This window comes from Mesorhizobium sp. M0808, assembly GCF_040320025.1.
In the GTDB taxonomy this organism is placed as follows: domain Bacteria; phylum Pseudomonadota; class Alphaproteobacteria; order Rhizobiales; family Rhizobiaceae; genus Mesorhizobium.
This window is the reverse complement of the sequence record NZ_JAMYOX010000009.1, coordinates 158,165-171,365: the sequence shown is the minus strand read 5'-3', so window position 1 is coordinate 171,365 and position 13,201 is coordinate 158,165. Positions and strand designations below refer to the sequence as shown.

Below are 13,201 nucleotides of genomic sequence, written 5' to 3'. Positions count from 1 at the left end.
CGGCGAAACAGAGGGAAGGAGAACCCTGTGACCCACAAGTCCAATCCATTGAGCGGAGCCGTCGGCAAAATGGCCCGTGCCGTCATGCTGGCCGGCGCGACGATCTGGCTCGCGCTCGGTCTCCACAATCAGGCGATCGCCGCGGGCGAGATGTCCCAGGACCAGTTCGACCAGCGCATTCACGACTACATTCTTGCGCATCCCGAGGTGCTCGTGCAGTCGCTGCAGAGACTCGACGCCCGCCAGCGCGAGGCTGCCGCAAAAGAGGCGAAAGCCGCTTTGACGGACAAGGCGGACGAGATTTTCCGGGACCCGGCGAGCCCGGTCGGCGGCAACGCCGAAGGCGACGTCACCATGGTCGAGTTCTTCGACTACAACTGCCCCTATTGCCGGCAGGTTGCGCCGATCATGGCGCAAGCAATGGCCGACGATCCGCAGCTCAAGATCGTCTACAAGGAATTCCCGATTCTCAGCACGGATTCCGTATTTGCTTCCAAGGCGGCTCTCGCCGCAGTGCGCCAGGGCAAATACATGGCGTTCCACAAGGCCTTGTATGCGGCGAAGACGCGGGTGACCGAAGCGGTCGTGCTGAAGGTGGCTGCCGACGTCGGTCTCGATGTGGCTAAACTGAAGACCGACATGCAGCAGCCGGATATCCAGGCGTCGATCGACCGGAATACGCAACTGGCCCAGGCGCTGAAGATCAGCGGAACGCCAAGCTTCGTCGTTGGCGAGCAGATTTTCCCCGGCGCGACCGACCTCGCAACGATGAAGAAACTGATCGAGCAGGCGAGGACCAGCAAATGAGCCGAATATTTTGCCCAAACCGACGGACGGTTGTTCTGGGGAGCGCCTTTGGCGCCGCTGCGGTCGTGAGCCTGCTCAAGGGGCCGGATTTGGCGATCGCCGCTGAGGATCCCGATCTGGCACGCCGTTTCAGATATCTCAGCCAGAACGGCAACAGCACGTGTTCGACCAAGTTCACGGAATCGATCGCGACCATGCCGGCAACGTCGCGGATCACGGGCTCGTGCTGCAGCCCGATGGAGACGAAGCGCTATGCCGAGCAGGTGAGCGGCCTGGCCAGGTACCGCGGGATTGCGATGATCCCAAGCGATCCGTACGATATTCCGGCCGGCATCGCACAGAAGATGATGCCCTACTACGATGTGAAACTCTCCGGCGAAGAGCAGCAGGCCTACGACTATGCGATGGCCAATTCCAACGAGAAAGGTCCATGCTGCTGCCAATGCTGGCGCTGGAAAGTGTATGGCGGGCTGGCGAAGTTCCTGATCCGCGAGCACGGTTTCACCGGCAAGCAGGTCGTCGACGTCTGGGATCTCTCAGACGGTTGCGGCGGAGGAGAGTAGAGCCGGGCGACAACTCGGCTGCGGTTCAACAAGCGCTCTCAACCTGTTCTACCTTCTTGAAAGGAGCGCTTGACCTTCGGGTGGCTGGAACCGTTAGGCTCATTGCTAACTTCCGGAGGTCGTCCAATTGCGGACCGAACCATGAATGTCGAAAGGCAGCTACTGGCCCTGTCAGAGCGGCATATCGGCAAGGCAGATCAGATGTCGCGGAACACTTGCTGCGGGCGCTGGAGGCGCTGGATTAAAGCCCTGCCCTTTCGGAGTTACCGCGCGGCCAGCATGTTCTGGCCGAAGCCTATTATGAACTCGTTCGTCGATAGCATTGAACGTGCCTTGATTGACCGGCAAGCCACCGCCTTCGTGGGCTGATCGAGTTCGCCTTGACGGGCGTACATGGCGAACTAGTTCCCCTCGCAATCGCCGGTGGCAGCGGCGGCGGGAGGGATGATTGTGATGATGATGGACGGTTCAATGTGGATGATGGGCGGCATGGCGCTCATTTGGGTCCTGGTGCTTGTCACCCTCGTGCTCGCGATCGCGGCGCTGGTCAAATATTTGCGAACCTGACGGCATAGGCAGTCGGGGTCAAAAGAGCAAAAAGGGCGGAAAGTTGTAGTCGTCATCGGAAGCAGCAGCATCATCGGGTCGGCGTCGGAACTGGTCCGGCCCCTCGGCTCTTAACGTCTGTCGCCTTCGGCCCTCTCAGGAGTGGCAAATCGCCGGCTATGAGGTCTGGATGGCGAAGCGCAAAGACACGGTTATTGTTACCGGCAGCACCGGCTTCATCGGCTCGGCTCTGGTCAACAGCTTCGCCGACCGGTTTGCTCTCGTCGGCCTCGACCGGGCGGCGACGCGTCAGCCGCCGCCGGCCGCGGAGTGCGTCTGCATCGACCTGACATCGGAGGACGCCGTGGCAGCCGGCTTGGCGCGCGTGCGGACGGCCTATGGCGCCCGCCTCGCCTCGGTGATCCATCTTGCGGCCTATTTCGATCTCACAGGCGAACGGAACCCGCTCTACGAAAAGATTACGGTTGGCGGCACCGAGAAGCTCCTGCGCGCCCTGAAACAATTTGAGGTCGAGCAGTTTGTCTTCATGAGTTCGATGCTGGCGCACAAGGCTGGCCGACCGGGCGACATCATCGATGAGGATTGGCCGCTCGAATCGAACCTACCCTACCGCACCTCGAAGATCGAGACCGAGCGCCTGATCCATGAGCAGCACGGGGCGATCCCTGTCGTCTATGCCAGGCCGGCCGGCGTCTATGATGATCTCGGCCGTAACGCATTCCTCGCCAATCAGATTGCGCGTATCTACGAGGAGGATCCGACCGGGCATGTATATCCGGGTGACCTGCGCACCGGGCAGTCGTTCCTGCATCTGGAAGACCTCACCGAGGCGGTGGCGCGCCTTATAGATCGGCGGAAGAAACTTCCCACGGAGCTGGCGCTGCTTCTCGGCGAGCCTGAGGTCATGGGCTACGGCGAACTTCAAGCCGAGATTGGTCGGTTGATCCGTGGCGAGAACTGGGAGACACGGGAGGTGCCGAAGGCGCTCGCCAAGGCGGGTGCCTGGGTCCAACAGGACGTGCTGGGCGAAGAATCATTCGTTCGTCCCTGGATGGTCGATATCGCCGACGACCACTACGCGATCGATATCAGCCGTGCCCGCAATGTCCTCGGCTGGCAGCCCCGGCATTCCCTGCGCGAGACGTTGCCGCGGATCGTCGACGCGCTCAAGGCAGATCCCGCCGGCTGGTATCGGGCCAACAAGCTGAACGCCGCCAAGGTGGCCGGCAGCGGAACAAAAGCGCGAGAGAAAGACAAGGCGTTCGAGGCCAAACACGACAAGATGAAACCCGGACACATGGCCGAGATGGCGGGGATGGGCAAGCAGATGCTCTGGGCTCATTTCCTGGTCATCACGCTTGGCGTGTGGCTCCTCACCAGCCCGCTTCAGTTCGCGCTGTTCGATCCGGCGGCGGCCGGCACTGTGCGTGACGTCACGCAAGAGCGTGGACTGTGGGAACCGGTGCTGCGCAACGCGCTCACCGGCTGGAGCGACATTGTCTCGGGCTTGCTGCTGATGCTGTTTGGCGGGCTCGCACTGTCGCCGCGTTTTTCCTGGGCGCAATGGGGCACGACGATCGCCGGCCTGTGGCTGCTGTTCGCGCCGCTGTTCTTCTGGACGCCGAGCGCCGCCGCCACCATGAACGACACGATCGTCGGCGCGCTGGCCATCGCTTTCTCGGTGCTCGTCCCGATGATGCCGGGCATGAGCCACGAAGGGATGATGGACGAGAGCACCGTTCCGCCTGGCTGGACCTACTCGCCGTCATCCTGGCTGCAGCGCCTGCCGATCATCGCGCTCGGTTTCTTCGGTTTCCTCATCGCCCGCTATCTCACTGCCTACCAGCTCGGCCATGTGGGTGCTGTCTGGGAGCCATTCTTCCTCGGCGGAGACGGCAGGAACGGCACGGAATTCATCATCACATCCGACGTTTCTCGAGCCTGGCCAGTCGCTGATGCCGGGCTTGGCGCCGTGGCCTATATGATCGAAACCCTGATGGGCGCGATGGGCACGGCGACCCGCTGGCGCACCATGCCCTGGATGGTGACCTTCTTCTTCATCCTGGTGGTGCCGCTCGGCGGCGTCTCGATCTTCTTCATCATCATCCAGCCGATCATGATCGGCACCTATTGCACACTGTGCCTCATTGCGGCGGCGGCCATGCTGGTCATGATCCCGCTGACGCTGGACGAGGTGGTCGCCATGGGCCAGTACATGCTGCGCAGCGTGCGGACAGACCGTCCGTTCTGGCGCACCTTTTTCCAAGGCGGGCCGGAGCCGAACGGCGAGGCGGACAAGAACGATCCCGGCTTTTCCGCCGCGCTTGCCGCACAGTCCGCCGCAGCCATTCGCGGTGTCACGTTTCCATGGACGCTGGTCGCATGCTGTATCGTCGGCGGTTGGCTGATGGTCTCGCGGCTGGTCTTCGGCACGGCCGGCGCCATTGCAAACAGCGATCACCTCTCGGGCGCCATGATCATCACGATCGCGGTCTGCGCCATGGCCGAGGTGGCACGGCCATTGCGTTTCCTCAACCTGCCGTTCGGGTTATGGCTGATCGCAGCGCCCTGGCTGCTCGACGGCGCGACCAGAGGTTCGACATTGAACAATGCCGTCGCAGGGCTAGTTGTGATCGGCCTCAGCCTGCCTCGGGGGCGCCGAAGCAAGGAGCACTACGGCTCATGGGACCGCTATGTCGCCTAGACGAAGCCTGGAACCGGCTTGGTCTTGCCGCTCAGTTGCGCGCCCAGCGTCAGGGCCTGCGGGAAATTCTGGACGATCGCCGCCATCAAGGTGGCGCTGCCGGGGCGAAGGGCAATTCCGGCAACGGCCGCGGCGGCGTAGACCCGTGTCGAAAACAGTCTTTTCCAGGCCGCCTCGTAGCGTCTGGCGGCAGCCTCGCGCCCTGCTCGGCCACTTGGCGCGTATGCGAGTTCGCAAGCCAGCAGCCAGCCGGACTGAAGCGCCATCGAGATGCCCTCGGCGATGACAGGATGAGACTCTCCGGCTGCATTGCCGACGCGAAAGATGTCCCCTTCGTAGCACGAGCGAATTCCCGGCCGGATCGGACCTGCGGCAAGCCACGGACCGTCGAGGAGAGCCGGTTCCAGGGCGTCCCGCACGCCCCGGCATGAATTCAGGAGATGCCGGGAGACCGCATCGGCGGCCGACACGTGGCTCCGTTGTTTGGGGCCATATTGTTTACGCAGCCGCGCGAGCATATCGCGCCGGATGCAGCACGAGATCGACAACCGGCCATGATCCGCCGAAACCATGCCGCCGTAGCCGCCGGGAAAGGCCAGCAGAGGCATCAAATCCGGCGCCAGCGACGACCCGGTGAAATGCGCCTTGAAGCCGAGCAGGTCCGACGGGCGATTGGCCTTTGCGAGCTGGCTGGGCAATGGTCCCGGTTCCCAAGAGCCGTGAGCGGCGACAATCACCGGCGCTCGCAATATCGCCGCTTCATCCCCGGCCTGAATTCGCACCCTTTGCATCTCACCGTCCGGCTCGATGGCGACGGCGCGGCAGGGCTGGAAGATTTCGACACCCGCCGATCGCGCCGCCTGTAGAAGCAGAGAGTCGAGAATGTCCCGGCCGAGCGCCCGGCCAAAGCCATCTTTCGCACGAGGCCCAGCTCCTGCACCAGGCATTGCCGCGTCGACGCAGGTCTCGCCGGAAAACAGGCCGACGCGGCGGATATCGGGGCCCGCCTTGGCACGCCAGGCATCGCCGATCTCCAGCCGGTCGAGAAGCGCAAGATTGCTTGCCGAGATGTATTCGCCGCAGACCTTGCGGCGCGGAAATGCGGTCTTTTCCACAATTGCCACGGCCCATCCGCGCCGGGCCAGCGTGAGCGCGACGGAGGTGCCCGCCGGGCCGGCACCAATGACGATCGCGTCATGAGTCGACAATCGCGTCATGGCTCGACACTGGCACTGGCGCCGACGAAGATGTGGGAGAACAGGCCGGCGCGCCGCTCCTCGACCGGTTTGCCGTTGGCCGCAAGCCAGAGACGGGAAAGCTCGCTGCCGCGAAAGCCGGCACGCACGCTTTGCGCCGCGTCGTTTCGTGTGACGTCGTTGGCGCCGATTGCCGGCAGAAGACGGGTCGCGGCCAGCGGCAGTTTCGCCCGCAGCGGCTCTGTCGCGATGAGCAACGGGGCTTTCGGCCTGATCAGCGAAAACAGACGCACGAGCTGCGCATCGTCGAGGTGATGCAGGAACAGATTGACGGTGACGGCGTCGAACGGCGCACCCTCGATCTTTCCTGCCCAGTCGAAGACATCGGCGGTGACGCCTTCGGCCTTCCATCCCAGCCTGTCAAAATCATCGCGCAATTGCGTGGTGACGAGGTCGACGCGGTCGAGCATCACCAGTTCGACCCCGGGCCAATGCCCGGCCATGCGCCGCGCCACCGCCAGCATGAAGGAGCCATCGCCGGCGCCGATCTCCAGAATGCGGCGTGGCGGCGTTGGCACGAACCTCCTGAGCAACGACGTCATGATCGGCACCTGAAACATCAGCATATTGATGCGCCGAAGGTCGCGGCGCGCGGCCAGCGCTCGCGGATCTTCGGCCGCAAGTCCGTCGAGGATTTCCGGCGCAAGCTGCCGGTGCTCCAGGCCGCTCATGACACCGTTCGAAAGAGCATGGTTTCGGCCGTCAGCCCGGGTCCGAACGACATGCCGCAACCGAGCAGGCCGGGTGGCGCCTTCAACATCTCCTTCATCACGAACATGACGGTCGCCGACGACATGTTCCCGTATTGGCGCAACACCTCGCGCGATGGTTCCAGCGCGGTGGGCTCCAGTTTCAAGGCCCTTTCGACGGCGTCGAGCACCGAACGTCCACCCGGGTGTACGGCCCAAAGGTCGATGTCTTCCGTCGGCCGGCCGCCGAGCATGGCGGCCTGGCTGTTCCGCAACGCCTCATGAATCGCTGCCGGCACCTGGCCGGAAAGAACCATTTCGAAGCCGTGGTCGCGAATATTCCAGCGCATCAGATCCCGCCGCTTCCTCGCCACCAGACAGTGAAAGCTGTCGAGCTCGATGCCGGCCGGCTCGGCGGTGACGAGCGTGGCCGCGCAGCCGTCGCCCCAGAGGCAGAACGACAGCAGTTTTTCCAGTTCGGTGGTTTCGCGCAGATGCATCGTGCAGAGCTCGATATTGACCAGCAGGATCTTGGCCTGCGGGTCCGAGCGGACGATGTGACGGGCCAGCTTGAGGCCGTTGATCGCCGCGTAGCACCCCATGAACCCGATCATCGTGCGTTCGACACTATCGGGCAGCCCGCAACGCGCGATCAGCTCCAGATCGATGCCCGGCGCCGAAAAGCCGGTGCAGGTGGTGACGATCAAATGGGTGATGCGGGAAGCGTCATCGCCAAGCTGCAATCCGTCGATGCCCTTTTGTGCCAGAACAGGTGCAGCATCGTCGAACATCGCCATTCTCATGGCCGTTCCGGGAAACGCGCCCCGGATGAAGGTCCCGGCCAGGTCGGCAGTTGGTCCTTCGGGGTCGGACGCCGGCGCAAAGCAGGAATAGCGGTGCTCGATGCCGGCAAGATCGGCCATGCGTTCGAAGATCCTCCGGCGATCGGCCGCGAGCATGGAGGCCGCGAAACGCAGGTAGAATTGATGAACCTCGTGCTCCGGCACCGCCGTCGCGATCCGGTTGATATAGGCGTTGACGGGCATATTCTGTCTCCTCGGCGTGTGCACGGTGTAACGTGCCGCCGGAGGGTCCTTGCTCATCGTTACCCGGTGTCGAACACCGGGTTTTGAGCGCTGTTCGATAAACGTTTCCGAAAACTGATTTCTTCCCGAAGGTTCAGTGTGCGCTGTTGGCAGGCAAACGGTTGGAGCGGGCGGGCGGTTGCGTCGGGCATCCAAAATCGCCACATCATGTTGACCTTCCATCTACTGGAAGGTCTATTTCCTCCGATAAAGGAGATTTCCGCCATGAACATCGGTATCGCATCCGAAAAATCCGGCCTGCCGGCCAAGACGATCCGTTACTACGAGGATATCGGGCTCTTGCACCCGGCTCGGACAGACAATGGCTATCGCGATTACTCGACGGCCGATATTCACCGGCTGCGCTTCCTGCAGCGCTCGCGAAGCCTGGGGTTTTCGGTCGACGAATGCCGCCAGCTGCTGTCGCTGTACCAGGACAGGGAACGTGACAGCGCCGACGTGAAGGCGATCGCGAAAGCCAAGCTGGTCGAGATCGACAGGAAGATCGCCGAACTGGTCGGATTGCGCGGCCTGCTCCACCAATTGGTCAGTCACTGCCACGGCGACGAGCGGCCGGATTGCCCGATCATCGACGAGCTGGCAGGACAAGGCGTCGCCCAGTGAGGCTCGCAGCCGCTGTAACGGTGCTGTCGCTTGCCTGCGCCTCTGTCGTGCTCGCCGCCGCCCATTCGGGTCGTGATGCGGTCATCCAGGCTCGCCAGGCCTCGATGAAGGAAATGGCCGCGGCGGCAAAGGCGATCGCCGGGATGTTCGACGGCAAGCAGGCGTACGACGCCGCAGCCTTCAAGGCGGCGGCCGAGACCATCCGCGCCCGCACCGGCCCTGCCCTGATTGCCGAATTCCCCAGCGCGACATTGGGCGCGCCTTCAGGCGCCAGGCCGGATATCGACCCCGCCCGCGCGGAGTTCGATGAGCTGGCTCGCCACATCGGGACGCTGGCCAGCGCCTTGGCCTCCGGCGCCGAGCGGGCGCCGCCGCGCATCACCGACGACATGAGAATGGGTTCCGGCCTGGCGATGGGCGGTGGCAGCCTGCTTGGCAAGCGACCATCACTCGCGGAAGCCGATCCCACTAAATTGCCGGCGGAGCACCTCCTGCATCTCATCTTGCAGGATTGCTCGAGCTGCCATTCGAAGTTCAGGCAAAAGGTCGAGTGATAGCGTCAGCTTCGCTGCAGCTGACCCGCCACGAAATTGCGCCAGCCGCCGAAATGCGAAATCTCCTTTGCATCGGTGAGGCCGGCACTTTCGACGAGGAAGCCTTTCGGCGAAGTTCCGTCATCGAGCAGAAGCGTGCCGATGCCGAGCGGCGGCGGGATCGCGGCAACAAAACGGCCGAAGGCTTGTGGCGAGAGCCGCCAGACTTCAACCTCGATCGCTGCGCCCTTGCCGTTGCAGATGCGTTCGAGCCCCGGTCGCGGCACCGACTGGCCGGCGAGCGCATAAAGCCGATAGAGCGGCGCCGTTCTTGCAGCCCGGGCGAAAATCGCGCCGAGCTGCTGCAGCTGGCCGTTCAGCGCCATCCCCGACAGATGCGCGCCGACCACGGCCAGCTCGATCGTGCCCTCGTCCACGTCGACGCGAACATCGCCACGCGGCAGCGGCCAGCCTGTAGCGCCCAGCGCAAGGCCGCTTGCCGCATGGACATCGCGCGCAAGCGACGCCGGCAGATGGTCCTTGCCCGCCGCGGCAAGCAAGGTGACGCTCATCGGCAGACCGTCGCTGCGGGTTCCGCTCGGCACGGCAATGCCGCACATGTCGAGCAGATTGACGAAGTTGGTGTAGGTGCCGAGCCGGCTGTTGGTGACGATCGGATCGGCCAGCACCGCTTCGACTGTGTAGTGCGTCGGCGCGGTCGGCACGCAGAATAGGTCGACCGAGGCGATGACCGGCGCAAGCCTGGCCTTATAGCCTTGCAGGGCATAGAGCCCGTTGAAAGCGTCCGCGGCGGAAAGTTTTCGCGCACCGCCGATGATCTGCCGCGTCACCGGATGCATGGCGGCCTCGTTGGCATCCATGAAGTCCCTGATCGCGGCGTAACGCTCGGCTACCCAGGCGCCTTCGTAAAGCAGGTTGGCGGTGGCGTAGAAATCGGCGAACGGGATTTCCACCAGCTGGCAGCCCAGCGTCTCCAGCGAGGCAAGGGCGGCCTCGAAACCCGCCTGCATCGCCTCGTCGCCGAAGAAGGTCCAGTCGGTCCTGGCCGGCACGCCGACAGTCAGCACCGGCGGGCGCGCGGCAAGGCCCTGGACGCCGGGGTCACGCGAATAGGGGTCGGCGTCGTCCTTTGCCGCCGCCGCCTCGAACACGCGGTAGGCGTCATCGACGGTGAGCGCGAAGACCGAGATGCAGTCGAGCGTGCGGCAGGCCGGCACGACGCCGGCGGCTGATAGCGCGCCGACGCTCGGCTTCAGCCCAACGATGTTGTTGAGGCCAGCGGGTATTCGCCCCGAACCGGCGGTATCGGTGCCGAGCGCGAACGAGACGATGCCACGCGCGGTTGCGACGGCCGAGCCGCATGAAGAGCCGCCCGGCACCAGTTTCGGGTCGATCGCATTCCTCGGGATCGGATAGGGCGTGCGAACGCCGACCAGGCCGGTGGCGAACTGGTCGAGGTTGGTCTTGCCGACGACCAGCGCGCCGGCGGCCTTGAGCCGCGCGACGACGGTGGCGTCTTTCGCCGGCAAGTAGGCATATTCGGCGCAAGCCGCCGTGGTCGGCATGCCGGCGACATCAATGTTGTCCTTGACCGCGAACGGTACGCCCCACAGCGGCTTTGCCACGGGATCGAACGGGCCGAGCTTTTCCGCCTCGGCAAGCAACTCCGCCCTGCTCGCCAGATGGATGAAGATGCCGGGGTCATCGGCCGCCGCGAGCCGCGCATCGACCGTATCGATCATCTCGCCGATGCTGACGCCGGCCTGATAGGCGGCGTGCAGGCTCGCTATCTCGAAGCGGATGTCGCTCATTCGGCCTCGCCCAGAATGACTACCGGCAGGTTCCACTGGATGAGCACGACGCAGCCATCCTTCGTCCACACCGAATGCTCGGTTCCGACCGCGTTCAGGATCACGCTGCCCGCGGCATGATCGCCGTTCTCGTCGCTCTGCGTGCCTTCCAGCACGATGATCGTCTCCAGCCCGGCATGGCGATGACGCGGCACGCCGGCGCCAGCCCGGTAGTTCAGGATGGCGACCGACGGTTCCATCGGCCCACCCTTGAGCAGCCAATGCACTGTGATGCCTTCGCGAAAATGCTCGAACGGCAGATCACGCCAGCCCCCTTGGATGAAAGCCGCGAATGCGACGTTAGGCATTGGAAAGTCCCTCGAGCACCTGGTCCGTCGTTGCCGTCCAGCCGACGATGGCGCCCTGCGCCCTGATCATGGCAAGGGCTGCCGCCTTGAACTCCGGAAAATAGCTCTCGGTAGCATCCTCGGCCAGCAGGCATTCATAGCCGCGGTCATTGGCCTCGCGCATCGTCGTCTGCACGCAGACCTCCGTCGTCACTCCGGCAAAGACCAGTTGCTGTGCGCCGAGCCGCTTCAGGTCATCGCCGAAGCTGGTGGCATAGAACGCGCCCTTGCCCGGCTTTTCGATGACGATTTCGCCAGGCAGTGGCGCAAGTTCATCGAGGATCGCCGTTCCCGGCTCGCCGACGATCAGCACACGACCCATCGGCCCGACATCGCCGATCCGGATCGATGGGTTGCCGCGGTTGCGCTTGGCCGGCGGCAGATCCGAAAGGTCTGCCTTGTGGCACTCCATCGTGTGGATCACCGGCAGGCCAGCGGTGCGGAACCCCTCGATCAATCTCTTCACCGTCGGCACAATCGCCGCCACCCGGCTGACGTCGTTGCCGAGGCTGGCGCCGAAGCCGCCGGGTTCAGCGAAATCGCGCTGCATGTCGATGACGACCAGCGCCATCGCCTCAGGCTTGAAGGAGAACGGAAACGGCAGCGCCTCGATCTCCGCCATCAGTGATGTCCCGCCATGTGCTCGCCGATCGTCTGCACGCTCGCCTGCGCAATCGGCGTCTCGTAGACCAGCGCGCCGTCCGACATGACGAAGATGCGGTCCGAGAGCTCGAGCAGCTCATCAAGGTCCTCCGACATAAGGAGCACCGCGGCGCCGGCATTGCGCGCCTTCATGATGCGGGCGCGTATTTCGGCGACGGCGGAGAAGTCGAGGCCGAAGCAGGGGTTCGACACGATGAGCAAATCGACCTCGCCGGTCAGTTCCCGCGCCAGCACCGCGCGCTGCACATTGCCGCCCGAGAGCGACGAAATCGGCGAAGCGAGGGATGCCGTCTTGACCTTGAACTGTTGGACCAGACGGGCCGCGTAGTCCCTGATCGCGCTCATCCTGATCCAGTTGACCGGCTTGCCGGCCTCGTTGAGGTCGAAGGTCCGGAAGGCCATGTTTTCCGCCACCGTCATCTTCGGTGCGCAGGCATTGCGCAAGGGCTCCTCCGGAATGAAGCGGACATTGAGAGTGCGCGCCTCGCTGCGGCTGGCGCCATAGGGCGAGCCTTTCACCAGAACGTCGCCGCCATTGCGCGCCCGCTGTCCGGCAAGGACTTCGAGAAACTCCTTCTGGCCGTTGCCGGAGATGCCGGCAATGCCGACGATCTCACCCGACTTCACATCGAGTTCGCCGATGTCGATGGTTTTCAAGCCGGTGCGGTCGGGCGCCTTCAGCGACTTTACCGTCAGCACCTGCCTGGCGCCGGCCGGCACCGGGGCGCGGCTGTCGAGCGCGGCGATCGGTTGGTCGCCGATCATCATCGCCGCCATCTGCTTGTGGGAAAGTTCGGAGACCTTTCCGGTTCCGGTCAGCCTGCCCTTGCGCAGCACGGTGATATCGTCGGCAAAGGCCGTCACCTCGTGGAATTTATGCGAGATCATCAGCACGGTGAGGTCGCCGGTCCTGGTCATGTCGCGCACCAGGCCAAGCACTTCGTGTGCCTCGCCGGGAGTGAGCACCGAAGTCGGCTCATCGAGCACCAGGAAACTGCGGCCGAGATAGAGCTGCTTGATGATTTCGAGCTTCTGCTTCTCGCCGGCCGCAAGTTCCGCCACCTTGACGTCGAGCGGCAGCTTGAACGGCATCCGCTGCATGAATTGCGCAAGTGCGGCGCGCTCCTTGCGCCAGTCGACGACGCCGGGCACCTTCTCGCGCGAAATAACCAGGTTCTCCGCGCCGGTCAGCGACGGGACCAGGGTAAAGTGCTGGTAGACCATGCCGAGCCCCAATGCCGAGGCATCCTTCGGACTGGCGATCGCGACCTCGCGGCTATCAACCAGCATGTCGCCGGCGGTCGGATGGTAAAAACCCATCATGCATTTGACCAGCGTCGACTTGCCGGCGCCGTTTTCGCCGAGCAGCGCATGGAACGATCCCGCCGGCACCTTGATCGAGACGTCGTCCAGCGCGGTCAAGGCGCCGAAGCGCATGGTCATGCCGATGGTCTCGACGCCGACGGCTTTCTTGCCGATGCTTCCGCTCAAG

13 protein-coding genes are annotated in these 13,201 nt (G+C 64.0%); 6 read left to right on the top strand and 7 right to left on the bottom strand.

Going from position 1 to position 13,201, the window contains the following annotated elements:
• Positions 1-27 precede the first annotated feature (27 nt).
• From NKI25_RS14390 to NKI25_RS14375, 4 genes are all read left to right on the top strand, one after another.
• Positions 28-807: a DsbA family protein gene (locus NKI25_RS14390; RefSeq protein ID WP_352998629.1), complete on the top strand. Its 780-nt coding sequence runs from the start codon at positions 28-30 to the stop codon at positions 805-807.
• A complete protein-coding gene (locus NKI25_RS14385) occupies positions 804-1,370 on the top strand; it encodes a hypothetical protein (protein ID WP_352998628.1) in 567 nt (188 codons plus the stop codon). The genes NKI25_RS14390 and NKI25_RS14385 overlap by 4 nt, the downstream gene beginning before the upstream one ends.
• A 141-nt stretch (positions 1,371-1,511) precedes the next feature.
• A complete protein-coding gene (locus tag NKI25_RS14380; protein ID WP_352587254.1) occupies positions 1,512-1,739 on the top strand; it encodes a hypothetical protein in 228 nt (75 codons plus the stop codon).
• Positions 1,740-2,106: 367 nt separating this feature from the next.
• Complete coding sequence (locus tag NKI25_RS14375) at positions 2,107-4,641, top strand: NAD-dependent epimerase/dehydratase family protein (protein ID WP_352998627.1); 2,535 nt, start codon at positions 2,107-2,109, stop codon at positions 4,639-4,641.
• On the opposite strand, the gene NKI25_RS14370 is transcribed toward NKI25_RS14375, so the two are convergent.
• From NKI25_RS14370 to NKI25_RS14360, 3 genes are read right to left on the bottom strand one after another with little or no spacing between them, the layout of a single operon-like run.
• The gene (locus tag NKI25_RS14370) at positions 4,638-5,858 is read right to left on the bottom strand and encodes an NAD(P)/FAD-dependent oxidoreductase (RefSeq protein WP_352998626.1); all 1,221 of its coding nucleotides are present in this window, start codon (positions 5,856-5,858) and stop codon (positions 4,638-4,640) included. The two genes, NKI25_RS14375 and NKI25_RS14370, sit on opposite strands and share 4 nt — an antisense overlap.
• A complete protein-coding gene (locus tag NKI25_RS14365) occupies positions 5,855-6,568 on the bottom strand; it encodes a methyltransferase domain-containing protein (protein ID WP_352455397.1) in 714 nt (237 codons plus the stop codon). Before NKI25_RS14365 ends, NKI25_RS14370 begins: the two co-directional genes overlap by 4 nt.
• The gene (locus tag NKI25_RS14360) at positions 6,565-7,632 is read right to left on the bottom strand and encodes a type III polyketide synthase (RefSeq protein WP_352998625.1); all 1,068 of its coding nucleotides are present in this window, start codon (positions 7,630-7,632) and stop codon (positions 6,565-6,567) included. The genes NKI25_RS14365 and NKI25_RS14360 overlap by 4 nt, the downstream gene beginning before the upstream one ends.
• A 264-nt stretch (positions 7,633-7,896) precedes the next feature.
• Between NKI25_RS14360 and cueR the strand changes: the two genes are divergently transcribed.
• Both cueR and NKI25_RS14350 read left to right on the top strand, forming a co-directional pair.
• On the top strand, positions 7,897-8,295 hold the full coding sequence (gene cueR, locus NKI25_RS14355) for a Cu(I)-responsive transcriptional regulator (protein ID WP_352455395.1): 399 nt from the start codon (positions 7,897-7,899) through the stop codon (positions 8,293-8,295).
• Positions 8,292-8,849: a cytochrome c gene (locus NKI25_RS14350; protein WP_352998624.1), complete on the top strand. Its 558-nt coding sequence runs from the start codon at positions 8,292-8,294 to the stop codon at positions 8,847-8,849. The genes cueR and NKI25_RS14350 overlap by 4 nt, the downstream gene beginning before the upstream one ends.
• 5 nt (positions 8,850-8,854) lie before the next feature.
• Here NKI25_RS14350 and atzF read toward each other — a convergent pair whose 3' ends face one another.
• From atzF to NKI25_RS14330, 4 genes are read right to left on the bottom strand one after another with little or no spacing between them, the layout of a single operon-like run.
• A complete protein-coding gene (gene atzF / locus NKI25_RS14345; RefSeq protein WP_352998623.1) occupies positions 8,855-10,660 on the bottom strand; it encodes an allophanate hydrolase in 1,806 nt (601 codons plus the stop codon).
• Complete coding sequence (locus NKI25_RS14340; RefSeq protein ID WP_352998622.1) at positions 10,657-11,007, bottom strand: cupin domain-containing protein; 351 nt, start codon at positions 11,005-11,007, stop codon at positions 10,657-10,659. Before NKI25_RS14340 ends, atzF begins: the two co-directional genes overlap by 4 nt.
• Positions 11,000-11,668: a cysteine hydrolase family protein gene (locus NKI25_RS14335; RefSeq protein ID WP_352998621.1), complete on the bottom strand. Its 669-nt coding sequence runs from the start codon at positions 11,666-11,668 to the stop codon at positions 11,000-11,002. Before NKI25_RS14335 ends, NKI25_RS14340 begins: the two co-directional genes overlap by 8 nt.
• Complete coding sequence (locus NKI25_RS14330) at positions 11,668-13,200, bottom strand: ABC transporter ATP-binding protein (protein ID WP_352587279.1); 1,533 nt, start codon at positions 13,198-13,200, stop codon at positions 11,668-11,670. Before NKI25_RS14330 ends, NKI25_RS14335 begins: the two co-directional genes overlap by 1 nt.
• Position 13,201 lies beyond the last annotated feature (1 nt).

What these genes read in the sequence shown, in the direction of transcription:
- NKI25_RS14385 (WP_352998628.1), top strand. Translation starts at nt 804, where the DNA reads ATGAGCCGAATATTTTGCCCAAACCGACGGACGGTTGTTCTGGGGAGC.
- NKI25_RS14380 (WP_352587254.1), top strand. Translation starts at nt 1,512, where the DNA reads ATGAATGTCGAAAGGCAGCTACTGGCCCTGTCAGAGCGGCATATCGGC.
- NKI25_RS14375 (WP_352998627.1), top strand. Translation starts at nt 2,107, where the DNA reads ATGGCGAAGCGCAAAGACACGGTTATTGTTACCGGCAGCACCGGCTTC.
- NKI25_RS14370 (WP_352998626.1), bottom strand. Translation starts at nt 5,858, where the DNA reads ATGACGCGATTGTCGACTCATGACGCGATCGTCATTGGTGCCGGCCCG.
- NKI25_RS14365 (WP_352455397.1), bottom strand. Translation starts at nt 6,568, where the DNA reads ATGAGCGGCCTGGAGCACCGGCAGCTTGCGCCGGAAATCCTCGACGGA.
- NKI25_RS14360 (WP_352998625.1), bottom strand. Translation starts at nt 7,632, where the DNA reads ATGCCCGTCAACGCCTATATCAACCGGATCGCGACGGCGGTGCCGGAG.
- cueR (WP_352455395.1), top strand. Translation starts at nt 7,897, where the DNA reads ATGAACATCGGTATCGCATCCGAAAAATCCGGCCTGCCGGCCAAGACG.
- atzF (WP_352998623.1), bottom strand. Translation starts at nt 10,660, where the DNA reads ATGAGCGACATCCGCTTCGAGATAGCGAGCCTGCACGCCGCCTATCAG.
- NKI25_RS14340 (WP_352998622.1), bottom strand. Translation starts at nt 11,007, where the DNA reads ATGCCTAACGTCGCATTCGCGGCTTTCATCCAAGGGGGCTGGCGTGAT.
- NKI25_RS14335 (WP_352998621.1), bottom strand. Translation starts at nt 11,668, where the DNA reads ATGGCGGAGATCGAGGCGCTGCCGTTTCCGTTCTCCTTCAAGCCTGAG.